The organism is Haladaptatus paucihalophilus DX253, assembly GCF_000376445.1.
In the GTDB taxonomy this organism is placed as follows: domain Archaea; phylum Halobacteriota; class Halobacteria; order Halobacteriales; family Haladaptataceae; genus Haladaptatus; species Haladaptatus paucihalophilus.
In genome coordinates this window covers 2,738,401-2,763,019 of sequence record NZ_AQXI01000001.1, presented here as the reverse complement: position 1 = coordinate 2,763,019, position 24,619 = coordinate 2,738,401, and the positions used below count along the sequence as shown (strand labels likewise).

Genomic DNA, 24,619 nt, shown 5'->3' with positions numbered 1-24,619 from the left:
ATCACCCGTCGAACAGCGCGCGGAGTTTCTCGTGTTCATCGCTCTCGTCGTCCCCGTCGCTCCCTGTTCGTCCGTCACTCTCCTCGCATCCGTCCTTTTCGCCCGAATACGTCGAGAGCGCGAGGGCGAGTTTGAGGCGAGCTTTGTGGGCGGGCAGGTCACCGGCGAACATCGCACCGGCGTTCCGCAACGTCTCGCCGCCGCCAGCGCCGCCGTAGACCGGCGTCGTCCGCCCCGCGACGCACCGCGACGCGACGACGACCGGCGTCCCGTTTCGGACCGTCGATTCGACGAACTCGCCGAGGCTCGCGGTGACGTTGCCGAGTCCCGTGCCGTTCACGACGAGACCGTCCGCGCCCGCGTCGAGCGCGGCCGCCGCCAGTCGTTCGTCCGCTCCGGCACCGCTCCCGACGACGAAGACGGTCGGGTCGAGAGAGGCGTCCGGAATGTGCTCGGTTTCGCTCCGCGGCCGACGGAGGATTCGAACGTCCTCGCGGTCGTGGGTCGCCACCGGCCCGACGCCGGGCGAGGAAAAGGCGTCGAGGGCAGACGTGTGGACTTTCGTCGCGTACCGTGCGCTGTGGACCGCCCCGTCGAAGGCGACGAAGGTCCCGCCGTGTCCGCCGTCCGCGAAGGCCCGTGCCGCCGCGAACGCGGTGACGAGGTTGGCCGGACCGTCCGAACTCCGTTCGTCCGGTCGCCGTTGCGCGCCGGTCAGGAGGACGGGCGTGGTCGGACGACGGGTCGCGTCGAGGAAGTAGGCCGTCTCCGCCATCGTGTCCGTGCCGTGCGTGACGACGATGGCGTCGGTTCCCGAATCGTCGTCCAGTTCGGCGACCCGCTCGCCGACGAGTTCGAGCGTTTCCGCCGTCATCTCGTAACTCGGAACCTGTGCGACCTGTTCGACCGAGATGTCGCCGTACTCGCGTAGCGCCGGGACGCGCTCGACGAGTTCGGTTCCCCGTTCGGTCGGCACCGCGCCGGTTTCGCTGTCGGTGCTCGCAATCGTCCCGCCGGTTCCGAGAACGGTCACGTTCATATAGCGCGAGCTTCTCGCTGCGCAACCAAAAACACGGGCGGGCGTGGGAGTTCGTGTTTGCCAAACCCTCACATCCCACGGTACGTATTTGGACCGGCGCGTGCTACGCCGTATCGATGATAGTCGCCGGGAAATGCCCACCGACCGCCGACGAATTGCGGGCCGCGTCCGAGCGCGGCTTCGACGCGGTGGAACTCCACCTCACCACGGACGACTTGGACGCCATCGAGGAGACGACGGCCGCGTGTCGCGCCGCGCCGGTCGATGTCGTTTCGGTGCACACGCCGCACGTGGGCCTCGACGAACTGGCGTACGTCCAGCGCGCGAACGACCTCTGTGAGCGACTCGACGCCACGCTCGTCGTCCACTCGACGAAGATTCCGTTGAGCAACCTCGGCTACGTCCTCGACCGCATCGACATCACCGTCCCGCACGGCTTCGAGAACTCGACGGGTCACAGTCGCCATTTCCTGACGAACGTCCTGCTCGACGAGGGTCGGCCGCTCGTCCTCGACACCGCACACCTCTACACGGCCGAGGCGGAGTACCGTTCGATACTGGAAACACTCCTCGCCGCGGACGACATCTCGATTCCCGTCGTGCACTGCTGTGACGGGACGAAAATCACGGACGGACTGGCGTTCGGGACGGGCACGATGGACATGGAGCGCGTGATTACGGCCCTCCACGAAAACTACGACGGCATCGTCGTGTTGGAGGTCATGCCCGACGAACAGGCCGACGCGCTGGAGCTATGGCGCGACGTGATTCGAGGGAGATGACGCCGGAATCACCCGAAAACGTATGATTTCGTGACGCGAATTCGAAGGTATGTCTTCCCCGCCGCGCCGAATCGGGTGGTCGTTCGAACCCGACGATTCGCGTCTCCTTCGGCTGCTGTCCTACTGCTCGTTCGGCGTCCTCGGCGGGATGTGGGTGTTCGCTGGCGCTGTCGCGGCATCGCTTTTCCTGCGGGGACCCCTCCCGATACGCGGACTGCTGGCCGCCGGATTCCTGTTCGCCGTCTTCGTCTGGCTGACGCACCTGCGCCCGCTGTTCGAAGCGGACGGGGGACTGTCGCATCTCGAACCGCACTGGCTGTTCGTCGCGTCGCTGTTCGGTGCCGGTGCGTTCTCGCTAACGCTGGGCGTCGGAACGGTTCTCGGATTCCTCCTCTTGTTCGGTCTCATCGCGGTCCCGGCGGTCCTCGTCTCGGCGCTCCAATCGACCGGCGATATCGACGCCGAGAAACGGACGATGACCTATCGCGGCCGCGAGGTTCCGGTCGACGGACTCTCGGACGTGCGTCGGTTCCGCCTCGGCGGTCTCACCCTCCACTGGTTTTCCTACGCGCCGGGCGCGTCGAACGTCACCACGCCGCGGTTCGTCGTCATCCCGACCGACGCGGCGGCGGACGCGAAACGGGTGTTCGCTGCCGCCGTCGCGGCGGAACCGAGCGACTTCGAACGTCCCAACCCGGCGGTTCGCTACGCGCTTGCCGCCTTCGGCGCGTTCTTCCTCGGCTTCGCCGCCGTCCTCGTCGTCGTCATGCCGGGCGGAGAGGACGCCGCGGTCGTCAAAACCTACGCCCTCCTCGTGTTCGGATTCGTGGGCGTCGGCTTTCTGGGTGCCGCCGCCGTTCACGGATAGGCGACCGTGGCGTCGAACCGCGAACTCACGACGGCGAGCACCGACGTTCGACCGCCGGAACGAAGCTACTGAACCACACTGAAACTACTGATTTGGATTTTGTGAAACTGATTAGCGGCTGGAGAGCACTATTTTCTACTGGAAGCGACTAATAAGTACTGAAAGATACTATCAAACGCGAAACGAGCGGTTGCATCTGCGACATCAGCGCGACGTTCCCTGCCGACCGGCGACTACTCCGGTCTCCCGTCCTCGATGGCCCAGCGGTGGTCCGATGGGAGCGACACGGCGACCGTCTCGCCGGGCGACAGCGACCGGGAACTGAACGCGGTCAACACCTCGTCGCCGAGCGAGAGCGTGACCCGATTGTCACCGTCCCGCGGCGTGACGCGACCGACGGTGGCCGAAAGCGACGCGTTCGTCGCCGCGCCGTCGAGCTCCACGAACTCGGGTCGGATGGCGACGTGCGTCGCGGACGGTTGGGGAACCACCTCGTCCGATAACGCCGTCGCGGGAAGGCAGTTCGACCCGGTGAACCACGCGACGAACGGTGTCGCGGGGCGTCGAAACACCTCTTCGACGGTGCCGAGTTGGACGATGCGGCCGTCTCGCATGACGGCGATGCGGTCGGCGAGCGCGCGTGCGGTCGTCCGGTTGTGGGTGACGTAAATCGAGGTGACGTCGGCGATGAGGTCTTGAAGGTCGTCGCGGAGCACCTCGCGGGTCGGCACGTCGAGCGCCGAGAGCGGTTCGTCCAACAGCAACGCCTCGGGTCGGATGGCGAGCGAGCGCGCCAGCGCGACGCGCTGGGCTTCCCCGCCGGAGAGGGTCCGCGGCCAACGGTCGGCGAGGTGCGCGACCCCGAGGTCGGCGAGGACCGATTCCGCGTCGAGCGCGTCCGGGTGGTATCGCGCGCCGAACGCGACGTTCTCCCGGACGGTCAGGTGCGGGAAGAGCGCGTAGTCCTGAAAGACGAAGCCGAAGTCCCGCTCCTCCGGCGGGTCGTCCGTCACGTCCCGCCCATCGAAGAAGACGCGCCCCGAGTGGTCGTGATACCCCGCAATCGTTTCGAGCAGAAGCGTCTTGCCGCTCCCGCTGGGGCCGAGCACGACGAGGGTTTCGCCCGTCTCGACTTCGAATTCGGCGTCGAGGTCGAACGGGTCGGTTCCTTGTGTGGTGAACGTCGCGCCAATGTCTAGCTCGAAGCTCATAGCACGCTCCCGGATTCGGTGTCGGTGAGCAGTCGAACGATAAGGAAGATGCCTGCGCTCATCACCAGCAGGATGAACGCGACGGCGCTCGCGTCCGCCAGCCCCGCCGAAGTGAAGGTGTTGAAGATGTACACCGGAGCGTGCTGTGCGACGGTTTCCTCGCCGGTGAACGGATAGAAGAAGTTCACGCTGTAGGCGACGACCGCGACCGCGCCGAACTCCGAGACGCCGCGCGCCCACGCGAGGACGCCGCCTGTGAGGATGCCCCGGTACGCGAGGGGAATCTGAATCCGCCGGAAGGTCTCGAACGGCGTCGCGCCGTGACTCCGGGCGGCGTATTCGAGTCGAGAATCGATGGTTTCGAACGCCTCGCGGGTCGTGTTGACCGCGAACGGCGCGCTCACGAACGTCAGCGCCAGCACCATCCCGGTGATGGTTGTCAGCACCGACACGCCCGGGAATAGACCGCGCCGCCCGAAGCCGAACAGGATGAGGATTCCGGCGACCGAGTGGGGAACCACGAGGGGCAAGTCGACCAGACTCTCGACGATTGCCTGCCCGGAAAAGCCGCGCGCGAGGAGGTAGGCGAGCGGCACGCCGAAGACCAGCGACGCGACCGTGGCGAGCAGCGGACCGTAGATGGTGAGATACAGCATCGTGTGGACTTCAGAGGAACGCGCCGCCTCGACGATGAGGGAGGGGTTTTGGCGCGTGATGAACATGACGAGGGGCATCCCGAGCGCCAGCAGGAGGACGACGCCGAACGTGGCGGCGGCGACGCCGAACCAGCCGTCGTTCGCGCGCCAGCCCAGCAGCGCCGCGCTCCCGAGCGCGACGCCGACGTAGAGGGTCGGCTGGCCGATGACGTACAACGTCCCGAACGCGATGGCCTGCACCGTCAGGACGGCCAGCACGACCGACCCGCGACCGAGCATCGCGGTCGGTTGCGCCCGATACCCGCCGTCTTCGTAATTTGAATCGCTCATGGTTTCCAAATGGTTCCCCGAAGACTCGTTACCGTCCGTTTGTGCGACCGCCCTATAGTTCGAGCGGACCGAGCGACGATTTCGCTTCCGCGTGGTTCATGACGCCCTTCGGAACGGCGTCCGTTCCGCTTTTCGGCACGACGGCGGGTTTCACGGGTTCGAATCCGTTCTGCTTCAGCATCTTCTGACCCGGTTCCGTGATCATGTACTCGACCCAGGCCGCTCCCGCGTCGGGGTTTTTCGCGTTGCTCGGCACCGTGATGCCGTAGGCGATGGGTGCGCCCGTGTACGTCTCGTTTTTCGTCTCCACTTCCGCCTTCGCGTAGTGTTTGGCGTACTTCGAGGTCGCCTTGGAGAGGTCCACCGACGGTTGGAGGTCGACCGTCTTCAGGTCGTGGCTCTTCCCCGCGGACTGGTACTCCCACGCGTAATCGAGTTCGCCGGATTTCAGTTGTCCCACGAGGTCCGTCTCGGTTCCCGACGGGATTTTCGCCTTGTCGATGAGCGCCTTCGACGTGCTCTCGTCGTACAGTTTCTCGCCGTCGAACGGGACCGCGCCGAGTTGCATCGTCATCACCGAACGGTAGCCGTTCGGGTCCACGGCGGGGTCCGAATGGGCGAACGTCACGTCGTCCCGGCCGAGAATTTCCCACCAGTTGTCCGGTGAAATCTCGTCCGACCCCGTGGATTTGTCCGTGTACGCGATGGTCATCGCGTTGGTGGCGAACACGGCGTACCACTTCGCGTACTTGGGAATCATCATGTCGGGGATGAGCCGGTAGTCGGACACGGCGAGCACGTCGGCGGAGCGGCCGAGATTGGTTATCTTCTTCGTCGAACCGACCGACCCCTTCGCCTCGCGGTTGACTTGCACGTCGTATTTCGACTCGAACTTCTTTTCGGCGTCCTCGAACGGCGCGGAGAGGCTCCCGGCGTGGAAGATGGTCATCGTCCCCGAGAGGTCCTTCGAACCGGACGAGTCCGTTCCGTCGGTCGTCGATGTCGAGTCGTCTCCCGTCGAACTTATCTCGCCGCTGCCGGCGTCGCCGTCGTCGTCGCCGGACGTACACCCGGCGAGGGCGAGCGCGCCGGTCGTCGCCGTTCCCTGAAGAAGCCGCCGTCGCGTTATGGTCGGTCGGTCAGTCATGAATAGAACATCGTTGTATCGTTCGTCATATAACGGTTGTGGTGTCCTCAACGACCGCTCAAAGCATAGCCTTTTCCGGTGGTGTGACGCCGCAGGAGACCGAACGGTAATCGCAGCGAGTACAACGGCGAGCGACCAGATATTTCGGATTTGAAACAGTGTTGGCAAACTATTCTACCGTTTCAACTGACGGGGTGAACCGGTCCGTTCACGCGACCGGACGGACTCGCTCAGCGGTCCACCACCTCGTACAGCGGGTTGGGAACCGTGCCGTGCTCCGAGGCGTGTGGACGACCGTCGGCGTCCTCGTAGCCGTAATCGAGGAGGCGGTTTCGATTGAGACAGAGCTTCGTGAACTCGGGCCGGAGCAGGTCGAACAGTTCGAAGCGGTCTTCCAGTTCCGGAAACTCGGCCTGATATTCCTCGACGGCCTCCCGAACGCCCAGCCAGAACCGCTCCTCGGAGTAGTCCGAATGCGTCTCGAGCGCGTCGGCGACGTAGCGGAAGACGCAGACGAACAGCCCGGAGAAGATGAACTGGCAGAGACCTTCCGGCGGTTCGGTCCTGAGAACCGCCCGAAGTTCGCCCGGGAGCGACTGGAGTTCGGGCAACGGTTGGTCGCTGACGTTCACGTCGTCCACGAAATCCTTCACCGCGAGGCGGTGCGGTCGGCCGTCCTTCAGCACCAGCATCGTGTTCTGGCCATGCGGCGAGAACACCGTCCCGTAGCGATAGAGGTAGTGAAGCAGCGGCGGGAGCACCGTCTCGAACAGTTCGTCCAGCCACGCTTCCATCGACAGGCCGGACTCCTCCACGAGCGATTCGAGGTACGGCGTCCCGTCTTCGACGTGCATGAGCGACGACAGCGTGATGGCGTTCTCGTCCTCGTCGAGGAACGTGTAGATGCTCTCGCGCCACACGCAGCCGAGCAGTTCGTCGTACTGGTACGCCGACCCGTCCAGTTGCGAGAAGTCGGGGTGGTCGTAGTTCAGCCCCGCGATTTCGCCGGGGAGAATCAAGTCACACTCCTCGCGGAGGAACTCGTCGTCCTCGTAGATTCCCTCGATGTACTCCGTGACTATCGGCGCGACTTCCGTCCGCTCGCCCGGGAGTCCGCGGTAAACGAGCGTGTTGAGGATGCGCAGCGGGAGTTTGACGTGGTGGCGCTCCAGTTCGTCCACGTTGACGAACGTTCGAATCGACTGCTGTGGGAGGTACTCGTCGGGACCGTCGCCGAGCGGGACGATGGCGTTCGTCGCGATTTCGTCCGCGAACAGTTGGACGACGCTGTTGTCCCACTGCCACTCGTGGACCGGCAGGAAGTAGTAGTCGTCCGGGTCGAGACCCTTCGCTTCGAGTTTCGCTCGGAACGCCCCGTACAGGTCGCCGAGTTCGTCGGCGACGAGCGACTGGTGGTCGAGTCCCGAGACGGCGCTGAAGGTGGCCCGCTCGCGGGAGACGCCGAGCCACGAGAGCGTCACGGGCTGTTTCCGCTCCGGCGCGTAGTCGAGGTAGTCGTCGTAGCCGAAGCCGAGCCGACCCTTGTTGTAGGTTATCCACGGGTGGCCGGTCATCTCGCCTTCGAGTTCGGCGTAGTCGAGCGCCGTGAGGTCCCGCTCGCCGTCGCGGGATTTCGCCTCGATGTGGGCGTCGGCGAGCATCGTGTTGCGGTACTCCCGAATCAGGTGTCCGGCGGTCATGTCCGAGACGCCGATGGTCCCTTGCGCGTCGAGCAGGAAGCGAACGGGGTCCGTCGCCGGTTCCCAGTCGCCGGACTCCCGGCGCTCGATGGAGTCGGGGTGAACGCTCCGCCAGTCGAACAGCCGGTCGTCGGCCTCGAACCGGTACTCAACCCCGTCGGACAGACCGAGGTGGAAGTAGCCGTCCTCCGTTCGCCGGGGCACGACGAGTTCCTCGTAGCCGAACTCGGCCAGCATCTTCGCCAGCAGTCGCCGACCGACCGTCTCCCAGATTCCGGGGGCCAGTGCGTCCCGAAGGTGTTCGTACTCGATACTGCCGTCGGTGCTATCGATGTCGATGTCGTTCGAATCCTGCGTTGGGGTCTGCATCGTCAGTCCTCCTGTGTGGGTGTCGCGCGTTCGTCGTCCAATCGTTCGCTTCCGGGTGATTTCGAGCAGAACCGCTCGACGGAGAAATCCTGAAAAACGGTGTCCTCGTCGGTCGGATACCGTTCCTCGCCGAGCAGCGACTCGATGATGACCGCGTTTCGCTGACAGCCGAGTCCGAGGTCGGGCGTCCCGACGCCGTGGCTGTACAGGTCGGCGTTCTGCACGAACAGGCGGGCCGCGCCGTCGAACTCGATTTCGTAGTTCTCGGCGATGCGAAGGCGTCCCTTCGCGTCGCGGGCGATTCGATCCTCGATTCCGGCGAGGAACGGCGGCCTCGGGCGGTGATAGCCGGTTCCGAGGACCACCACGTCGCTTTCGTGGGCGAACCGCTCGCCTTCCTGCCACTGCTCGCAGGTCAGTCGGTAGCCGCCGTCCGTCGCCTCGATGTCCTCGACTTCGGTCGTGGCGAGCATGCCGACGTCCGGGTCCGCGTCGCCGATGGAGCGCTCGTACAACAGGTCGTAGATTTCCTCGCTCGTCTCCGGGTCGATTCCCTTGTACAGCAACCCTTGCTCGGGCACGAGGTCGTCCTTTCGCTCCTGTGGCAGGTCGTAGAAGTACTCGGTGTACTCGGGCGTGAAGTGCTGAAGCCCCAGTTTCGAGTACTCCATCGGGAAGAACCCCTCCGAGCGCGTGAGCCAGTCGAGGCGGTAGCTCGCCTCGGGTTGTCGCTTGAGCAGGTCTAAGAACACCTCGGCGGCGCTCTGGCCCGACCCGACGACCGTAATCGCCCCGGCGTCGAGACAGCGTTCCCTGCGGTCGAGGTAGCTGGCGGTGTGGAACACGTCCTCGCTCGGGTGCCCTTGTAGCGCCTCGGGGATCTTCGGGACGCTTCCGACGCCGACCACCACGTTCTCCGCGCGGTACTCGAACGTCCCGCACGTCCCGCCGCTTTCCGGGTCGCGGGCGGTGACGTGGAACTCCTTCCGGTCCTCGTCGTACCGAACGTCGGTCACGGTGCGGGAGAACGCCGTGTTGCCGAGGGTTTCGGCGACCCACCGACAGTAGTCGTCGTACTCCCGCCGGGGCACCTGAAACGTCTCGTAGAAGTAGAACTCGTAGAGACGGTCCGTCTCCCGGAGGTAGTTCAGATACGTGTACTCGCTCGTCGGGTCGGCGAGCGTCACGAGGTCGGCGAGGAACGGCACTTCGAGGGTCGCGTCCTCGATGAGCATGCCGCCGTGCCACTCGAACTCCGGTTTCCGTTCGAGGAACAGCGCGTCGCTCTCCGTCTCCTCGAGCAGCGCCGCCAAACCGAGGTTGAACGGGCCGAGGCCGATACCAACGACGTCGTAGCTGTCCGTCGAACGTTCGTCGTCCGTCATCGACCCAGCACCTCCGTCTCGAATCGCTCGCGCTCACAGACCATCAGCAGGGCGTCCTTTTCCTCCAACGACAGCTCCCGTCGCGGTTCGAACCCGCAGTTCTCGAAGACGTAGATGACCTTGTCGTTGCGAACGTCGGGTTCCGTCACGATTCGGTCCGTCTCGTCGTGGCGGAACTGGAACGCCGTCATGGCCCGGAGCAGGGGTTCGGCGTAGCCGTGGCCCAGGAACTCCGGGACGCCGATGAGCAGGTGGATTCCTTGGTCCGTCGGCTTCGCATCGTAGTGGTCCGCGAGGTCGTCGTCCGCGGCCCAGTACGATTCCCAGTAGCTCATCGGAACGTGGTCGAGGTGGCCGACGTAGAGCGTCTGGTGGTCGTCGGCCAGCTTTCCGGCGAGCGTCCGTCGGAACTCGGGAAGCGGGTCGTCCAACTGCCAGTACGGCAGGACGTGGGGTTCGTTCAGCCAGCGGTGCAGGCGGCCGAGGTCGCGCTCCATCGACGCCTCCCGGAACGAAATCGTCTTTTCCGCATCGTCGTCGCGCGTCTGGAAGTCGTAGTTCGACGCCACGAGTCCGGCCGGGCCGGTCATGGTTTCACCTCCAGTTCCGTCACGAGCGGGTTGGGGACGTTCGAATAGACGGACTGATTTTCGAGCGTTCCGGTGAGTTCGTCCATGCCGTGGAACCGGGTGAGCAGGTTCGCCTTGCACGCGACCCGCCGCTCCGTGAGCAAACTCGTCGCCAGCGACGACTCCTCGCGTTCGTACTCCGCGAGCGATTCCAGTTCCTCGCGCAGGAGTGAGAGCAACTCGCGTTCGTCCACGAGTCCGGCACAGCCGAACGCGTTGACCACCCCGAACGCGTTGTTCAGGACCACGTAGTAGCGGATTCGCTCGTCGGCCAGTTCGTCGGAGACGAGCGTGTCCGCACGCTCGGCGACGCCGGGGAGGAACTCCTCGACTTCGTTCTGCGTCGATTCGACGAAGTAGTAGCCCTGATTGTCCCGGTAGCGGAATTCGTCGGGATAGCCGTCCCGAAGCATCAGCACGCTGTTTTGCTGGTGGGCTTCCAATCCGACGCCGCGGGTCAAATAGAGCCACAGCACCGGTCGGATGGCGACGGAGAGGTACTCGCGGAACCAGTCCCGGCTCACCGCGGCGGTTGACCGGCCCTCCCGCTCCGCGATTTCCTCCACGATGTTGGCGAGCCGGGAGTTACCGCCGGACAGCGAGTCCTGACAGAGCCCCACGATGGGCGTCGCGTTTCTCGCGTCCTCGCCGCGGAAGGGGTTCTCGCGCAGGACGACTTCGAACCCGGATTCCGCTCCGTCGCCCGCTTCGACCGTCAGATAGGCCGGGTCGCGCACCACGTCGAAGTCGGGGAACCGCGACCGCAGTTCGTCCCCGAGGGCCGTATCCATGAGTTCGGTGATGGCGACGCCGCGTTCCAGTTCGGGCCGCTTGTTCGTCCGCTCGGAGTTCGTGATGGTGACGGCGAGCGACCCCTTCACCATGAACGACGATTCCGGGCTGTACAGCGTCCGAACCGACGAGGTGGGATAGAAGTCCCGACCCACCGGACCGAGGTGTTCGAGTGACCCGTCGTCCGACAGCGACTCCACGAACGGTTTCCGGAGCAGGTGTTCGGCCTGCCACGGGTGAACCGGAATCAACGCGTCGTCGCTTTCGACGTGTTCCGCGACGAACGACTCGGAGACGGCCGGGTCGTCGCGGAGTTCGGATTTCACCCACTCGGTCGCGCTCTCGTCCCGCGCCGAATCGTGCGCGACGAGTTCGGGGGACGCCCGGAAGTAGTGGAGCGGGAACGACCCGCGCAGTTCCGGGGCGTACGTCGGCGCGTCGCGGGCGGCGATTCCCTCCCTGCTCTTCGGCGTCGGGTGGAGCAGGTGGCCGAAGACGAGCGACTGCTCGGCGTCGGCGAACTCGAAGTCGGTGCCGTACAACCTATCGAGATCGTCGGCGCGCGCTTCGACGAACCGCTCCGTCGCCCGTTTGCTGGACAGCACCCTGCCGAGGAACTCGTCGGCAACGTTGTCGTCCGCGCGCTTTTTCGACAGGTCCGTGACGACGAGCGACGCCAGCGTGGCGTAGTCGAGCGTCGTCCACTCGCCGCCCGCGCGGAACCGCGCCGGGAGGTCGAACAGGTGACGACCCGTCTCCGACCGGTACGAAAGCGGAACGACGACTTCGACGCCGACGGCCGACAGTTCGAACCGAATCGCGTTCCCGGACTCCGCCGAGGAATCTTCGACGACCTCGTAGTCGCCGGTCTCCCGGAGATAGGAGTTGAGGAAGGCGTGGGTCGTCGCGGCGGCGGCAACGACGTCGGGGTCGTCGGTCGCACTCGGGGGAATCATCGACTCACCTCCGGCGAGACGGCGCACAGCGAATCGCCGCGCCGTTCGAGCGTATCGAGGACGGCGGCGACGTCCGAGAGCGTCGTCCGCGGGTTGAGGAGGGTGAACTTCAGCGCGGAAACGCCATCGACTTCGGTTCGGGCGAGGACCGCCTCGCCCTCCCGGAGCAGCGACTCGCGTATCGCCTCGTTTATCCATCCCAGCAGGTCGTCGGAGAGGTCGTCGTGCGGCCGATAGCGGAAGACGATGGCGTTGAGCGTCGGTTCGGCGACCAGTTCGAACGAATCGTCCTCCGCGAGCAGGTCCGCGACGTCGGCGGCGAGGTCGACGGTGCCGTCGATGAGGGCGGCCAATCCGCTCCGCCCGACGGCTTTGAACGTGAGGTACGGTTTGAGCGCGTCGAAGCGGCGCGTCGTCTGGACGGATTTGGCGACGAGGTTCGGCGCGTTGTCCCCTTCGGGGTTGAGGTAGGAGGCGTTTCGCGCGATGTGTTCGTACCGCGAGCCGTCGCGCAGCAGGAACGCGCCACAGCTGATGGGCTGGTAGAACAGTTTGTGGAAATCGACGGCGATGGAGTCCGCGCGGTCGATGCCGGAGAGCCGGTCGCGGTGGCGGTCGCTCGCGGCCAGCGCGCCGCCGTAGGCCGCATCGACGTGGAACCACAGGTCGTGTTCGTCCGCCCGGTCGGCGAGTTCGGAAAGCGGGTCGATGCTCCCGAAGTCCGTCGTTCCGGCGGTGCCGACGAGGGCGAACGGGACCAGTTCCCGCTCGTGGAGGTCCGACAGGGTTCGGTCGAGCGCGTCCGGGCACAGCCGTCGGTCCTCGTCGGTTTCGACGGTCGTCACCGCGTTCTCCCCCAACCCGAGGTGGGCGGCGGCCTGTTCGGCCGTGAAGTGTGCCTCCTCGGAGCAGAGGATTCGCATCGCCTTCGCGCGCGGCGGAAGGCCCGACCGCTGAACGTCGGTGCCGAAGCGCTCCGCGGCGAACCGCTCGCGGGCGAGCAGGAGTCCGAGGAAGTTCGACTGCGTGCCGCCGCTGGTGAACACCCCGTCTCCGGCGTCGGCGTCGTAGCCGAAGAGCGAACAGAGGTCCTCGACCATCCGCGTTTCGAGCATCGTCGCCGCCGGACTCTGGTCCCACGAGTCCATCGATTGGTTCGTCGCGGAGAGCATCGCCTCCGCGGCAAGTCCCGGCACCGCGGGTGGGCAGTGGAGGTGGGCGAAACAGGTCGGGTTCGAGACGTTCACGGAGTTCCGGAGTATCGACTTCGCGTCCTCGATGGCTTCCTCGACACCCGTACCTTCCTCGGGAATCATCGATTCGTCCGCGAACAGTTCTCGAAGCGATTCCGGCGACTGACCGGAGTAGGGTTGCTCGCCGTCGCCGACCGAATCGAGAACCGCGTCGGTCGCTTTTGCCATCGCCCGCCGGTAGGCGTCGTCCCCCCCGTCGCTGCCGAGGAACAGCGAGTCCGCGCTCTCACGTTTCTCGATTTCCTTCGCGTTGGCCTTCGTCATGCCGTCACCACCTCGCGCTCGGCCGCCGCGACAGCGTCGTGGAACCGTTCCGCGATGGCGTCGATGTCGTCCTTCGTGACGACGAGCGGCGGGAGGAATCGGACGGTGCTGCCGTGACGACCGCCCAGTTCCACGATGAGACCACGGTCGAAACACTCGGCGCGGACGGCCGACGCGAGGTCCGGCGCGGCGGGATAACTGCCGAGTTCGTCCGGCTCGGACGTCGAGTCCACGATTTCGGCCCCGAGCATCAGCCCGCGGCCGCGAACGTCGCCGACGAAATCGAACGTCTCCGCGGTCCCGTCGAGGTGACTTCGGAGGCGCTCGCCCATCCGCTCCGCGTGAGCGGCGAGGTCGTTTTCGAGGACGTACTCGATGGTCGCCTGCCCGGCGGCCATCGCCAACTGGTCGCCGCGGAACGTCCCGGCGTGGGCACCCGGTTCCCACACGTCGAGCGATTCGTCGTAGACGACCACCGCGAGGGGGAGGCCGCCGCCGACCGCTTTCGAGAGCGTCACCACGTCCGGCACGATGTCCGCGTGTTCGAAGGCGTACGTTTCGCCCGTCCGTCCGAGTCCGGTCTGAATCTCGTCCACGACGAGCGGGATGTCGCGTTCGCGGGTCATCCGCCGAATCTCGCGGGTCCACTCGTCGGGGGCGGGAATCGCACCGCCCTCGCCCTGCACGAGTTCGAGCACCATTCCGGCGGGGGCAACGATACCGCTCTCCGGGTCGTCCAGCAGTCGTTCGACGTACCGACTCGACGTCCGGTGGCCGTCCTCGCCGCCGATGCCGAACGGACAGCGGTAGTCGTATGGGTACGGCAGGTGGTGGACGTCGGGCATCGTCCCCGGAACGGCCGCCTTCGGGTCGGTGTCGCCCATCAGCCCGAGCGCGCCGTGGGTCATCCCATGATAGCCGCCCTGAAACGCGAGGAGGGAGCGGTTTCCGGTCGCGGTCTTGACGAGCTTCAGCGCCGCCTCGATGGCGTCGGTTCCCGCGGGGCTACAGAACTGCACGCGCGCGGTGTCGGCGAACTCGTCGGGGAGGCTCTCGAACAACCGGTCCACGAACGCGTCCTTCGTCGGCGTCGTGATATCGAGCGTGTGGAGCGGGCCGCTCGCGTCCAACACGTCCTCGATGGCCTGCACGACGACCGGGTGGTTGTGGCCGAGAGCGAGCGTCCCCGCGCCCGCGAGACAGTCGTAGTACTCCCGACCGTCCACGTCCTCCACCGTGACCCCCTCCGCGCGCTCGATTGCGAGGGGGAGATGACGCGGGTACGTCCGCGCGTTCGACTCGCGCCGCGCTTGTTTTGCGAGCAGCCGCTCGCTTTCGGAACGACTCATTGCGACCACTCCGTCGGTTCGCGTGGTAGAGCCGTCGCTATCCGTGCTCTTCGGGGCTTCCATCGCTGCATACGGGTTTTAGGCTCGCCTAAACCAACGTAAACCCATCGGTTTTTAGGCCTACCTAAAACGTTGCCCGATAGTAATGTTCCGATAGTATGAAATAATATTTACCCCTCATTGTCGGATTACTCCCGGGTGGTCGCGGCCGTTTCGCCGCGTTCGACGCCCCCGAGCAGCCACGGCTCTGCTCCCGAAGAGACTCTTCTCGGACAACACTTTGTACCCCGCCGACGTACCCGTGCGCGGGGGGACCTATGGAAGACGTAGACGAAAACAAGGAAGTAGTCAATCGGCTCATCAACGAGTTCGTCAACGAGGGGAACGAAGCGGTCGCGGACGAACTGCTCGCGGCGGATTACGTCCGTTACGACCCCGACGCGCCGTCGGGGACGCAGGACGCGGACGAGTTCAAAGCGATGATTCGGACGTTCGGGGAGGCGTTCCCCGACGCCGAGGTGAAAATCGAGGAGATGATCGGGGAGGGCGATTTGGTCGTGTTCCGCGGCACCGAAACCGGCACCCACGAAGGCGAGTTCGTCGGCCACGAGCCGACGGGCGAGACGTTCGAAATTACCGGCCTCGCCATGCACCGCGTCAGGGACGGCCAAATAACGGAGACGTGGGCCAACTGGGACATGCTCGGGATGATGCAACAGCTCGGCATCGTCCCGACGCCCGACGAACTGACCGAACTCTCCGACTGACCGACTCGTTCATTTTTCCGCTCGACGGTGAAACCAACCGGCAGCTTCCTGTTACGTACACACGTAGTGTCTCGTATGGGGGAAGTTGCCGTCGGGGAAGCCGAAGAACTGGAGACCGTTTTGGAAGACACCGACTCGCTGGCAATCGTCTGTCACTACCAGCCGGACCCGGACTGTCTGGCGAGTGCATATGCGCTTCAATGGATCGCCGCGCGAAACGGCGTGACCAACACGGACATCTTCTACCAGGGTCACATCACCCATCAGGAGATTCGCTCGTTCATCGGCATCTTCGACATCAGCCTGCAGGAGATCGACGACGCCTCCCTCGAGAGCTACGACATCGTGGCGTTCGTGGACCACTCGATTTCCGGCACGGAGGTCGAAATCCCGCCGACCGTCGACGCCGATGTCGTCATCGACAACGTGGAACCGCCCGGAGACCCGGACGCCTCGTTCGTGGACACGCGACCGGAGTACGGTTCGACGGCGGCGATTCTGGCGGAGTACGTGACCAACTGGGACGATGACCCGCCGGAACTGGTCGCCTCGGCGTTGCTCTTTGCCATCCACCGAGAACGACTCGACGACGTTCGCTATCCGACCAGACTCGACTACCGAGCGGCGCTCGATCTCTTTCCCTACGCCGACATCGACCTCATCGAAGAGGTGTACGGGTCGTCGCTCACCCCGGAGACGCTCGATGCGGTTGGACGGGCCATCCATCACCGGACCATGCGCGGGTCCGTCCTCGTTTCCAGCATCGGACAGACGTCCGACAGCGGCGCGCTCCCACAGGCCGCGGAGTACCTCCTTCGACTCGAAGGCATCCGGACCGTCCTCGTCATGGGCGTCGTCAACGGCGACCTCTGGCTCAGCGGACGCTCGTTCGACCCCCGAATCGACATCGGGATGGCACTCAACGGCGCGTTCTCCGAGTTCGGCACCGCGGGCGGCCACCAAGACCGGGCGGGCGGACAGCTATCGCTCGGCATCTTCGCGGACACCGACATGGACTCGCCCGTCATCAACGAACGCCTCTTCCAAATCGTCGCCGACCGGTTCTTCAGGACGCTCGCGCTCGACGAGGACTGACCACTTCGAACGGTATCGACAGACCCAGCACGTATCGGTTTCGGTGATGACGACGGGGTTACCCTGAAGTTGACTTCGAACACCCCCGCCACGCTCGCTACGTGTTACAGCCGAGGGTAACTGAATCACAATCGCCGGAGAGACGACCTCGAAAGGAGGAGCCTTTCAGAAGTCCACCCGCGACCGCACAGCGTCCGGTGCTCACGGCGTTACCGTTCGCATACGAGGTTTCCTCGAAACCTCGCTGGCCTCACCGCCTCGCCAGCGCGCGCCACCCGGAAATGCGAATGCTGGTAGGATTCGAATTCGAGAAGCGAGGCGGTCCGAGAACGGTCACGCGTCCGTTTCCGTCCCGCCGCCGTCCCGAAGTCCGGCGACGAGCGTCCGCCGTTCGGTCAGCGCGAAGCCCGTTGCGATGACGACGAATCCGGCGACGGTGTGGAGCGTGATGGTCTCGCCGACGAGGAGCCAGCCCGCAATCGCGGTGACGACGGGGACGACGTAGGAGACGAGCGCCGTACGAACCGCGCCGATGCGCGCGATGAGTTCGAAGTACGCCGAGTACGCCCCCGCGGTGGCGACGACGCCGAGGTAGGCAATCGATACCAGAAGCGTCGAACTCCACGCGGTCGAAACGTGCTCGCCGAGTCCGTAGCTCACGGCGTGGAGGAAGAGGCCGCCGAACAGGAGGCCCCAACTGGTCGTCACGAGCGTCGGAAGCGTCGTCTCGAACCGCCGCGTGAGGACGGTGCCGAACCCGAGACAGGCCGCGCCACAGAGGAGTATCCACGGACCGAGTCCCCGCGCCGAGAGGAGCATCTCGGGGGTCGGGTCGGCGACGATGGCGACGCCGAGAATCCCGAGGACGACGCCGAGGACCGAGACGACCGAGAGCCGTTCGCTCGGCAGCAGCGCCCACGCGAACAGCGTCGCCAGTATCGGATTGAGCGCGAATATCACGGCGGCGACGGCGCTCGGCGTGGTCTGCTGGCCGACGAACAGGAAGGCGTTGGTTCCCCCTGCGACGAACAGCCCGGCGGCGAAAACGGTGAGCCAATCGCCGGCCGTCGTCGGTCGCCAGTCGTCGAACCACGCGACGACGGACGGCAGGAGGACGACCGCCGCGATGTCGAGGCGGCTCGCGGCGAAGAACACCGGCGGGAGGTTGTGCAGGCCGACCGAGATTGCGACGTAGGAACCGCCCCACGCCAGCGCGACGAAGGCGAAGAGCGCGGCGATGAACCGGGAGCGAGAACTGGACACGTTCGTCCCGACAGTATCGAGGAATAAAGCGGTGCTGACGCGGGCGAGGCTCGCCGGAGAACGGCGAGCGCGCGAAGGGCGACCGCCGAGCGACCTATCGCCGACGGAAGTAGCCGAGCGCGCCCAGACCGAGCGCGCCGAGGAGCGACACCGCGCCGAGTTGGCTCGCCGACGGCGTGTCGTCACCCGCCGATTTCGTATCGGACGGGTCGCCGGTCGTCCCCGACGAGGGGTCCCCACGGGCCGACGTCGACGCGGTGGACGTGGCGGACGAGGTGGTCCGTGTGGTGGACGGAGCGGGCGTCGTGGGTTCGGCGGTCGCCGGGAGCGCGTCGAACTTCTCCAACGCATCCCGCAACGTCACGATTTCGAGGTTCCGGCGTTTGGCGAGGCGAATCGTCGCCCGAACGCGGGAGGGCGCGAGGTGGCCGTCCTGACTGTGCCCGACGAATATCCCGAGGGCGTCCTCGTTCCGAACGCGGTCGAGGAACGCCCCGATTTCGGCCTCGGTCATCGACCCGTCGCGGAAGACGGCGCGGCCGAGGTGATAGCGGTCGAGCGAGGCCCGAGCGTTGAAGCCGCCGTGGTGTTCGTTCGCCAGCACGTCGTAGTAGTCGGGGACCAGTTCCTGCACCCGACCGCGCGTGCGCCCGAACGGGAGGACGAGACTGGAGACGTTCACGCCGAAGCCCTCCAGCGTCTCCTTCGAGTTCTTCAGGGACCGCCGAAGCAAGTCGTCGGTGTAGCGTTCGGTCACGCCGTCCTTCGCGCGGAAGGGCGTCCGGAGCGGTTCTTCCGCCACGAGGTACTCGCCGGTGGAATCCTCGCCGCCGTCAGCGACGGTGAACGTTTCCGTCCGGCGGCCGTCGTCCACCACGATTTCGTCGCCGGGAACGCGCTTGTGGAAGTTCGACTCCACGTACAGTTTCGTCTCGCCCGGTTCGACGTCCCGCGTGACCGCGATTTCGCCCAGCGCGCGGTGGCGGACGGAGTGAGACATCATCTCCCAGCCCTCGCGTTCCATCTCCCGCAACTGCTCCGGCGAGAGCCACGACGAGTGGCCGATGCGGTCCGCGACCGCGGCGACGCACCCCGGAACGCCCTCGTCCTGATGAACCGGAAAGATTCGAGTGTAGTCCTCCTCCGGGGAGTCGTCGTAGATGAACACGACCCGCCCGTCCGTTGACCGGGCGGCGGCCGTCGAACCGAGGAGCGGGAGGGAGAGCGCACCCGCCGATTGACAGAAGCGACGACGACTCACGTCCGGAAGTTCGCTCATCGTCCGACACCCCACCGGTTCTTCGGCGGTAGCGTGTCTGTCCGGAGCGTCCGCTTCTCCGGTTGTGGTCTCGGGGTTGAACGTTCAGCAGGGGACATCTTAGGAAGTGGAACGGTGTCCTAATAATTTGTAATGCGCCCCTTGGAACGATTAACAGACGGTTAAACGAGGGGCGACCGGCGTTGCGGCGAACCGACGTCTGCGGCCACAAATCAGTGGGTGGTCGGCGTCGTGGGTCTCACGGAGAATGCCCGACATTCCACGACGGCGGGTGCTGGGGGGAACTGCTGGGCTGGCGTTCGCGCTCACGGGGTGGGGAGCGGACGACGGCCGTGCGACCGACACGCGGGACGAGCGACGGACGCGAGCGGTGGCCGATTCCGTCGTCACGACAACCGACGAACTCGAATCGACGTTCGAGAACCTCTCGCCCGGCGAGACGATTCTCATCACGGCGAAGAACGCGCCGTACCGGACGACCGGATGGCTCGACATCGACGTGGACGACGTGACCGTCGTCGGTCCCGGCGTTCGGACGCTGATAAAACCGGCGGCGGACGCCAACGCGGGCGGCTTTCGCGTCGGTCATCACCGCCACTGTTCGAACGTCACGATTCGCGGCATCGGCTTCGACGGGAATCCCGACGAACAGAGCGTCTTCACGAAGCTGTGTCACGGCATCGTGGTGAAGGACGCGGAGACCGTCACGGTAGCGAGAAACTACGTGACCCGGACGCATCCGTACCGCGAACACGGCACCGGCGGGAGCGGCATCAGCGTGGAACCGGCCAGCCGGAACGTCCGCATCGTCGGCAACCGAATTCACGACATCGGCGACAGGGGGATTCAGGTCGGGGGCACGCGCGTCGTCGTCTCCGGGAACGTCCTCACGAACGGGCTCGACCGCTCCATCTCCTGTGACGTGTGGCGGAAGGGTCGCCATCGACAGGGAAAAAACGTCGCCGTCGTCGGCAACGTGATGGGGAACAACCCGGAGGGAAGTCTGGTCGGCATCGGCGGGGACGATTTGACAGACGGCGGGGGCTACGTCGTCATCGCCGACAACCTCGGGTTCGGCCACCACAAATCGTTCTGCCACCTCGGGTTCGGGGGAACCGTTCGGGACGTTCGAATCGACGGGAACGTCAGCGTGCAAGAGCGACGCGACGACTTCTCGGGCATCTCGCTCGACATCGACCGCGCGGACCACATCACCGCGGTGGACAACGACCTGTACGGCTACGGCGGCCGCGGCATCAACGTCGCCGACGGAATCTCGGATTTCGTCGTCGCCCGAAATCGCATCCGGAACGTGGCGAGCGACGGCATCAGAATCGCCGGGAGCGAGGACGGTCTCGTCGCGCGAAACACGATTTCCGACACCGGCAGAACTGGAATCATCCTCGAAAACGCGCGGTTCGTCACGGTCGAAGGGAACCGCCTCCGAGACCTCGAACGCGTCGGAATCCTCTCGGCGGGGGGTGAGACGAACCACGAGATCAGCGACAACCACGTCCGCGGCTTCGCCGCCGGAGAGGGACACGAAGCCGGACTGTTGATTCGTAGCACCGGAAACATCGTCCGGCGCAACCGAATCTACCGGAGCGGCGCTCCGGCGATCGTGGAGGGTGACGGCGGGACGGACAACTGCTACGACGGGAACTGGTCGGACGTTCGAAACCCGTGGCACATCGGGAGCGCGAAATCGATGGTGCGCGACCACACCCCCGCGTTCGACGTGCACCGCGGCGTGTCCGTCGATGAGTCAGGTCGCGCGACGGTGAAATTCGAGAAACCCTACGCACACCGTCCGAAACTCTCGTTCGGGCGCGTCGGCGGCGGGATTCGCGGCGTCACCTACCGAACCACGGCGGACGGCCACTTCGACGCGGTTCGGCTCACCGTGAACGAGCCGAATTCGAAGCTGGACCTGTTCGTCGAGTCGGTGTGACCGTCCCGAAGTCGGTCCACCGTCGGGAGTCGGTTCGACCGTCGGGAACAGTCCGACCGTCTCGGAACCTCGGAACCAGTCTCCCCGCCACTCTACTCCGTCGATACCGGCGTTCCGGCGGTTACTCGAAGGAAGACGACGCTCCCCTCGGTGTCCTCCGCCGGTTCGCCCCACCTGTCGCTGTCGTTCGGGTGCTGATAGAACAGCTCTGGCGGGACGTGAGCGCCCTTCCCTTGCGGTTTCTCGGGCATCACCACGTAGTGGCCGTCGCGCGACCCGCGAAGGTGGACCCGGTAATATATCTCGTCGTCGCGCGCCGAGCGCTCCTCGGCGATTCGTTCGACGGTGAACTGCCGCGGACTTCTGAGCGGTCCGGTGTCGGTGCCGACCGTCACCGAGTCCCCCCGACGAAGCCGGTAGAGCAGCGACAGCAATCCCCCGCCAGCCGCGTTCTCCGCGTACCCCCTCTCTGGCATGGCTACCAAAACGGGTCGAGCGAACATAAATCGACGAGTGGCCGTGCTGCTGCACAGCTACCCCGAACGCTTCTGGCGCTTGGAAACGAACGCGAACCCGTGAAGCGAACGACCACGAAAACGGCGGACTGGTTCGACGTACTGCTGGAAACCGAGCGAGCACAAGCCGCCTCCATGGTGCTGTCACCGGGACAATCGACCGGCGGCCCGGACAACCGCCACGAGGGGAGCGAGCAGTGGCTGTTCGTCGCGTCGGGAGAGGGCGAAGCAATCGTCGAGGGCGAGACGGTCCACCTCTCGGCGGGCGACCTCGTGTGCATCGAGGAGCGCGAGACGCACGAAATCACGAACACGGGCGATGAGCCGCTCGAAACGCTCAACCTCTACGTGCCGCCCGAATACTGAGGAAGACGCGGCGGACGACGCTACAGTCGCTCGATTTTGATGAACCGTCTCGTGGAGCGGGCGGCGTCGGACCCGTCCTCGAACAGGCTGTTGAACGACGCGTCCGGGTCGGCGCGGAGGCGGGCGAAACAGTCCCGACAGACGCTCGCGGAGTCGCCGGACGACGGTCTGGCGGCACTCACGCCAGCGTCGATTTCGGTGCGGACGACGCGAAGTACGGCGTCGTCCCGGCAGCGCGAACAGTCGTCCGATACGCAATCGTCGGCGTGGTTCGTCTCGGGAGCCATCGTTCGTCCACAGCACGAGCCGTCCCCGCAAGAGTATGGGGTCCGTACCGCCGTCGCCGCGGGACGATAGCGACCGCCTACCGGCACCCTTACTGTCGGGAAATTGCCCCACGAAAGGGTGATGCTTCGAATCCGCCTAGCGTCGAACGGGGATATAATCTCGCGGACGGTTCGTTCCGCGTACCCCACCGCGAGCGACGAGAGAGGGGAAAACCATGGCAGTACAATCACGGGACGAGGACCTGCAACCGGTCCGACTCTACCAGTTCGAAGGTACCGACGTGTGGCAAGAAGGCGACGACCACGCGCGACTACGCGGCTACTTCCCGCTGTCGCCGGGAACGCCGCAAGCGAGCGGAGTTTCGGGGGAGGACCTGATGGTGGTCTGCATCGAACTCGAACCCGGAAACTACCTCCCGACACACCGCGACAGCAACGAGGAGTTGCTCCACGTGACCGCCGGAACCGTGGAGGCGACGGTCGGAAGCGCGACGACGGAACTGTCGGCGGGCGAAATCGCACTCGTTCCGGTCGAGGCACCACACAGCATCCGAAACATCGGGGACGAGACGGCGCACATTCTCGGAATCTTTCCGAACGACGAACTGACCGCCACGTTCGAAAAGCCGATGGAACCGTTCGGGACGGCCGTCATCACCATCGGTCCCGACGCCGATTCGGAGTGAGACGGGGAAACCCCGACGGGGCGGCAGGAAAAACCGACCGACTGCGGCCGAGCGGGGAACCGCGACGACCGACCCGCTGACCCGCCGACGGCGGGTCGGCACGCGCTTTTATGCCGGTTCCGTGCCAATGCCGAGACATGATTATCGCCGACGGGGAGGGCCACTATCGGTTCATCACCCAACCCGACCACGCGAGGTTGGCCGGACGGTTCGCCGAGCACTGGGGGAACGAAACGTTCGAACGCCCCGAACCCTTCGCCGCGATGGTGCTCGCGGCGGACGCGCACGACGATGGCTGGTGGGAGTACGACCGACGGCCGCACCTCGAAGACGGCGAAGTCGTGGACTTCCTGAGCGTCCCGGCGGACGCGTGGGTGGCGTTCTACGACGGCGGCATCGAGAGCGTCATCGAGTTGAACGACTACGCCGGACTCGTGACGTCGATGCACGGCTCCGGGCTTCGCCGCCGCCGCTACGGCCTGTCATCGTCGTGGCCCGACACGCCGCCCGCCTTCGAGGAGTTCGTGGACCGCGAGGAACGGCGACAGACCCGTCTCGCGGAGGAGTTACACGGGAGAGAAGCCGACGGCGAACACGGCAACGAGCGACGTTCGAACGCCGACACACGACTTTCGGACGCCGACATCGACCTCCTCACCGCGCTGCACGAGGAGGGTGAGCCACCCGAAGGAACCGAGAGCAGGCTGTGGTGTAACTACGAGCTCCTGCAGGTGTGGGACTTCCTGTCGCTCGTCCTCTGCACCAGCGAATGGCCCGAGGAGACGACCATCGATTCGGTGCCGACGTCGCCCGAAACCGCGGACGTCTCGATGACGGTGACACCCCTCGGCGACGACGAGTTCCGACTCGACCCGTACCCGTTCGACGAAGCGCCGCTCACCGCGTCGGTTCCCGCGAGAATCGTCCCGGACGGCGGATACGACGACGAAGCGGCCCTCCTCCGGGCGTACTACGGCGGCGAGCACGAGACGGTCGAGTTCACCCTCCGAGAATGATTCCGCTGTTCCACGACTTCCGCGGGGAGCGCGTGCTCGTGTTCGGCGGCGGGCGGGTCGGCTATCGGAAGGCGCGCCGCTTCGCGCGCGAAGCGGAAGTCGTCGTCGTTGCGGCGGCGTTCGCGGACGAATTCGAACCCCTCTTCGAGGACGAAGGCGACGAGCGACCTCCCTTGTCGCCCGTCAAAGCCCGCATCGACCCGTCCGATGTGGGAACGTGGCTCGACAGGGCCGCGCCCGCGCTCGTCGTCGCGGCGACGGACGACGCCGCGTTGAACGAAGCGGTCGAGCGAGCGGCGAGCGAGCGAGGAGTGCTGGTGAATCGAACGGACGAGCACGGCGGCCGCGACGCGGGGAGCGTCGTCGTCCCGGCCACGGCCCGCGACGGAAACGTGGTCGTCGCCGTCGGGACCGGCGGGCGGAGTCCCGCGCTGAGCCGCGAACTCCGGAAGCGAATCGAACCGGAACTGGCGGGCGCGGAAACCGTCGCGGTCGTCACGGCTGAACTACGAGAAGACCTGAAACGGCGGGGACTTCCGGCGGAGACGCGCCGAGATGCCGTCCGTGCGGTCGTCGAATCGGATGCCGTCTGGCGCGCCGAAACCGAGGAAGGGTCGAAGAAGAAAGCGACGGAAATCGCGGAGCGAGTGCTCGGCGACTGAAT

Annotated in this window: 23 protein-coding genes; 9 read left to right on the top strand and 14 right to left on the bottom strand. The window is 65.6% G+C overall.

Annotation, left to right across the window (positions count from 1 at the left end):
- Nucleotide 1: 1 nt before the first annotated feature.
- Entirely contained in the window at nucleotides 2–1,039 is a 1,038-nt protein-coding gene (locus B208_RS0115310; RefSeq protein WP_007981918.1) for an asparaginase, read from the bottom strand.
- Nucleotides 1,040–1,155: 116 nt separating this feature from the next.
- On the opposite strand from B208_RS0115310, the gene B208_RS0115305 reads away from it, so the two are divergent.
- Complete coding sequence (locus tag B208_RS0115305) at nucleotides 1,156–1,821, top strand: sugar phosphate isomerase/epimerase family protein (RefSeq protein WP_007981920.1); 666 nt, start codon at nucleotides 1,156–1,158, stop codon at nucleotides 1,819–1,821.
- A 49-nt stretch (nucleotides 1,822–1,870) separates the two neighbouring features.
- Nucleotides 1,871–2,689: a hypothetical protein gene (locus B208_RS0115300; protein ID WP_007981922.1), complete on the top strand. Its 819-nt coding sequence runs from the start codon at nucleotides 1,871–1,873 to the stop codon at nucleotides 2,687–2,689.
- Between the two features lie 233 nt (nucleotides 2,690–2,922).
- On the opposite strand, the gene B208_RS0115295 is transcribed toward B208_RS0115300, so the two are convergent.
- The 9 genes from B208_RS0115295 to B208_RS0115255 all read right to left on the bottom strand — a co-directional run bounded on the left by B208_RS0115295 (nucleotide 2,923) and on the right by B208_RS0115255 (nucleotide 14,730).
- Nucleotides 2,923–3,900, bottom strand: coding sequence for an ABC transporter ATP-binding protein (locus B208_RS0115295; RefSeq protein ID WP_007981924.1), 978 nt, complete (start codon nucleotides 3,898–3,900; stop codon nucleotides 2,923–2,925).
- Nucleotides 3,897–4,886, bottom strand: a complete 990-nt coding sequence (locus tag B208_RS0115290) for an ABC transporter permease (RefSeq protein WP_007981926.1) — start codon at nucleotides 4,884–4,886, stop codon at nucleotides 3,897–3,899. The genes B208_RS0115295 and B208_RS0115290 overlap by 4 nt, the downstream gene beginning before the upstream one ends.
- Nucleotides 4,887–4,938: 52 nt before the next feature.
- On the bottom strand, nucleotides 4,939–6,033 hold the full coding sequence (locus tag B208_RS0115285) for an extracellular solute-binding protein (RefSeq protein ID WP_007981928.1): 1,095 nt from the start codon (nucleotides 6,031–6,033) through the stop codon (nucleotides 4,939–4,941).
- A 230-nt stretch (nucleotides 6,034–6,263) separates the two neighbouring features.
- Nucleotides 6,264–8,102 carry an IucA/IucC family protein gene (locus B208_RS0115280; protein ID WP_007981930.1) on the bottom strand — a complete coding sequence of 613 codons (1,839 nt, stop codon included), beginning with the start codon at nucleotides 8,100–8,102 and terminating at the stop codon, nucleotides 6,264–6,266.
- A 2-nt stretch (nucleotides 8,103–8,104) separates the two neighbouring features.
- On the bottom strand, nucleotides 8,105–9,487 hold the full coding sequence (locus B208_RS0115275; protein WP_007981932.1) for a lysine N(6)-hydroxylase/L-ornithine N(5)-oxygenase family protein: 1,383 nt from the start codon (nucleotides 9,485–9,487) through the stop codon (nucleotides 8,105–8,107).
- Complete coding sequence (locus tag B208_RS0115270; RefSeq protein WP_007981934.1) at nucleotides 9,484–10,077, bottom strand: GNAT family N-acetyltransferase; 594 nt, start codon at nucleotides 10,075–10,077, stop codon at nucleotides 9,484–9,486. The genes B208_RS0115275 and B208_RS0115270 overlap by 4 nt, the downstream gene beginning before the upstream one ends.
- Nucleotides 10,074–11,864, bottom strand: coding sequence for an IucA/IucC family protein (locus B208_RS0115265; RefSeq protein WP_007981936.1), 1,791 nt, complete (start codon nucleotides 11,862–11,864; stop codon nucleotides 10,074–10,076). Before B208_RS0115265 ends, B208_RS0115270 begins: the two co-directional genes overlap by 4 nt.
- Nucleotides 11,861–13,381, bottom strand: coding sequence for a pyridoxal phosphate-dependent decarboxylase family protein (locus tag B208_RS0115260; RefSeq protein ID WP_007981938.1), 1,521 nt, complete (start codon nucleotides 13,379–13,381; stop codon nucleotides 11,861–11,863). Before B208_RS0115260 ends, B208_RS0115265 begins: the two co-directional genes overlap by 4 nt.
- The gene (locus B208_RS0115255; RefSeq protein ID WP_049805660.1) at nucleotides 13,378–14,730 is read right to left on the bottom strand and encodes a diaminobutyrate--2-oxoglutarate transaminase; all 1,353 of its coding nucleotides are present in this window, start codon (nucleotides 14,728–14,730) and stop codon (nucleotides 13,378–13,380) included. Before B208_RS0115255 ends, B208_RS0115260 begins: the two co-directional genes overlap by 4 nt.
- A 317-nt stretch (nucleotides 14,731–15,047) precedes the next feature.
- Here B208_RS0115255 and B208_RS0115250 point away from each other — a divergent pair, with 317 nt between their 5' ends.
- Both B208_RS0115250 and B208_RS0115245 read left to right on the top strand, forming a co-directional pair.
- Entirely contained in the window at nucleotides 15,048–15,497 is a 450-nt protein-coding gene (locus B208_RS0115250) for an ester cyclase (RefSeq protein ID WP_007981942.1), read from the top strand.
- 75 nt (nucleotides 15,498–15,572) lie between these two features.
- A complete protein-coding gene (locus B208_RS0115245) occupies nucleotides 15,573–16,592 on the top strand; it encodes a DHH family phosphoesterase (protein WP_007981944.1) in 1,020 nt (339 codons plus the stop codon).
- Nucleotides 16,593–16,925: 333 nt separating this feature from the next.
- Here the strand turns inward: B208_RS0115245 and B208_RS0115240 are convergent, their stop codons facing one another.
- On the bottom strand, nucleotides 16,926–17,855 hold the full coding sequence (locus B208_RS0115240; RefSeq protein WP_007981946.1) for a DMT family transporter: 930 nt from the start codon (nucleotides 17,853–17,855) through the stop codon (nucleotides 16,926–16,928).
- Between the two features lie 94 nt (nucleotides 17,856–17,949).
- Nucleotides 17,950–19,134, bottom strand: a complete 1,185-nt coding sequence (locus tag B208_RS0115235) for a polysaccharide deacetylase family protein (RefSeq protein WP_007981948.1) — start codon at nucleotides 19,132–19,134, stop codon at nucleotides 17,950–17,952.
- 247 nt (nucleotides 19,135–19,381) lie between these two features.
- Between B208_RS0115235 and B208_RS0115230 the strand changes: the two genes are divergently transcribed.
- The gene (locus tag B208_RS0115230) at nucleotides 19,382–21,085 is read left to right on the top strand and encodes a right-handed parallel beta-helix repeat-containing protein (protein WP_007981950.1); all 1,704 of its coding nucleotides are present in this window, start codon (nucleotides 19,382–19,384) and stop codon (nucleotides 21,083–21,085) included.
- 92 nt (nucleotides 21,086–21,177) lie between these two features.
- On the opposite strand, the gene B208_RS0115225 is transcribed toward B208_RS0115230, so the two are convergent.
- Nucleotides 21,178–21,561 carry a hypothetical protein gene (locus B208_RS0115225; protein WP_007981952.1) on the bottom strand — a complete coding sequence of 128 codons (384 nt, stop codon included), beginning with the start codon at nucleotides 21,559–21,561 and terminating at the stop codon, nucleotides 21,178–21,180.
- Nucleotides 21,562–21,660: 99 nt separating this feature from the next.
- Between B208_RS0115225 and B208_RS0115215 the strand changes: the two genes are divergently transcribed.
- A complete protein-coding gene (locus B208_RS0115215) occupies nucleotides 21,661–21,966 on the top strand; it encodes a cupin domain-containing protein (protein ID WP_007981954.1) in 306 nt (101 codons plus the stop codon).
- Between the two features lie 20 nt (nucleotides 21,967–21,986).
- Here the strand turns inward: B208_RS0115215 and B208_RS0115210 are convergent, their stop codons facing one another.
- Nucleotides 21,987–22,253, bottom strand: a complete 267-nt coding sequence (locus B208_RS0115210; protein ID WP_007981955.1) for a hypothetical protein — start codon at nucleotides 22,251–22,253, stop codon at nucleotides 21,987–21,989.
- Nucleotides 22,254–22,468: 215 nt separating this feature from the next.
- Between B208_RS0115210 and B208_RS0115205 the strand changes: the two genes are divergently transcribed.
- From B208_RS0115205 to B208_RS0115195, 3 genes are all read left to right on the top strand, one after another.
- Nucleotides 22,469–22,939 carry a cupin domain-containing protein gene (locus tag B208_RS0115205; protein WP_007981957.1) on the top strand — a complete coding sequence of 157 codons (471 nt, stop codon included), beginning with the start codon at nucleotides 22,469–22,471 and terminating at the stop codon, nucleotides 22,937–22,939.
- 137 nt (nucleotides 22,940–23,076) lie between these two features.
- Nucleotides 23,077–23,955 carry a DUF3891 family protein gene (locus B208_RS0115200; protein WP_007981959.1) on the top strand — a complete coding sequence of 293 codons (879 nt, stop codon included), beginning with the start codon at nucleotides 23,077–23,079 and terminating at the stop codon, nucleotides 23,953–23,955.
- Complete coding sequence (locus B208_RS0115195) at nucleotides 23,952–24,617, top strand: precorrin-2 dehydrogenase/sirohydrochlorin ferrochelatase family protein (RefSeq protein ID WP_007981961.1); 666 nt, start codon at nucleotides 23,952–23,954, stop codon at nucleotides 24,615–24,617. Before B208_RS0115200 ends, B208_RS0115195 begins: the two co-directional genes overlap by 4 nt.
- Nucleotides 24,618–24,619: the final 2 nt, after the last annotated feature.

Coding starts and splice junctions, on each gene's coding strand:
- B208_RS0115230 (WP_007981950.1), top strand. CDS start 19,382: ATGCCCGACATTCCACGACGGCGGGTGCTGGGGGGAACTGCTGGGCTG.
- B208_RS0115235 (WP_007981948.1), bottom strand. CDS start 19,134: ATGAGCGAACTTCCGGACGTGAGTCGTCGTCGCTTCTGTCAATCGGCG.
- B208_RS0115225 (WP_007981952.1), bottom strand. CDS start 21,561: ATGCCAGAGAGGGGGTACGCGGAGAACGCGGCTGGCGGGGGATTGCTG.
- B208_RS0115245 (WP_007981944.1), top strand. CDS start 15,573: ATGGGGGAAGTTGCCGTCGGGGAAGCCGAAGAACTGGAGACCGTTTTG.
- B208_RS0115205 (WP_007981957.1), top strand. CDS start 22,469: ATGGCAGTACAATCACGGGACGAGGACCTGCAACCGGTCCGACTCTAC.
- B208_RS0115300 (WP_007981922.1), top strand. CDS start 1,871: ATGTCTTCCCCGCCGCGCCGAATCGGGTGGTCGTTCGAACCCGACGAT.
- B208_RS0115210 (WP_007981955.1), bottom strand. CDS start 22,253: ATGGCTCCCGAGACGAACCACGCCGACGATTGCGTATCGGACGACTGT.
- B208_RS0115270 (WP_007981934.1), bottom strand. CDS start 10,077: ATGACCGGCCCGGCCGGACTCGTGGCGTCGAACTACGACTTCCAGACG.
- B208_RS0115290 (WP_007981926.1), bottom strand. CDS start 4,886: ATGAGCGATTCAAATTACGAAGACGGCGGGTATCGGGCGCAACCGACC.
- B208_RS0115305 (WP_007981920.1), top strand. CDS start 1,156: ATGATAGTCGCCGGGAAATGCCCACCGACCGCCGACGAATTGCGGGCC.
- B208_RS0115255 (WP_049805660.1), bottom strand. CDS start 14,730: ATGAGTCGTTCCGAAAGCGAGCGGCTGCTCGCAAAACAAGCGCGGCGC.
- B208_RS0115265 (WP_007981936.1), bottom strand. CDS start 11,864: ATGATTCCCCCGAGTGCGACCGACGACCCCGACGTCGTTGCCGCCGCC.
- B208_RS0115275 (WP_007981932.1), bottom strand. CDS start 9,487: ATGACGGACGACGAACGTTCGACGGACAGCTACGACGTCGTTGGTATC.
- B208_RS0115195 (WP_007981961.1), top strand. CDS start 23,952: ATGATTCCGCTGTTCCACGACTTCCGCGGGGAGCGCGTGCTCGTGTTC.
- B208_RS0115310 (WP_007981918.1), bottom strand. CDS start 1,039: ATGAACGTGACCGTTCTCGGAACCGGCGGGACGATTGCGAGCACCGAC.
- B208_RS0115295 (WP_007981924.1), bottom strand. CDS start 3,900: ATGAGCTTCGAGCTAGACATTGGCGCGACGTTCACCACACAAGGAACC.
- B208_RS0115260 (WP_007981938.1), bottom strand. CDS start 13,381: ATGACGAAGGCCAACGCGAAGGAAATCGAGAAACGTGAGAGCGCGGAC.
- B208_RS0115285 (WP_007981928.1), bottom strand. CDS start 6,033: ATGACTGACCGACCGACCATAACGCGACGGCGGCTTCTTCAGGGAACG.
- B208_RS0115280 (WP_007981930.1), bottom strand. CDS start 8,102: ATGCAGACCCCAACGCAGGATTCGAACGACATCGACATCGATAGCACC.
- B208_RS0115200 (WP_007981959.1), top strand. CDS start 23,077: ATGATTATCGCCGACGGGGAGGGCCACTATCGGTTCATCACCCAACCC.
- B208_RS0115250 (WP_007981942.1), top strand. CDS start 15,048: ATGGAAGACGTAGACGAAAACAAGGAAGTAGTCAATCGGCTCATCAAC.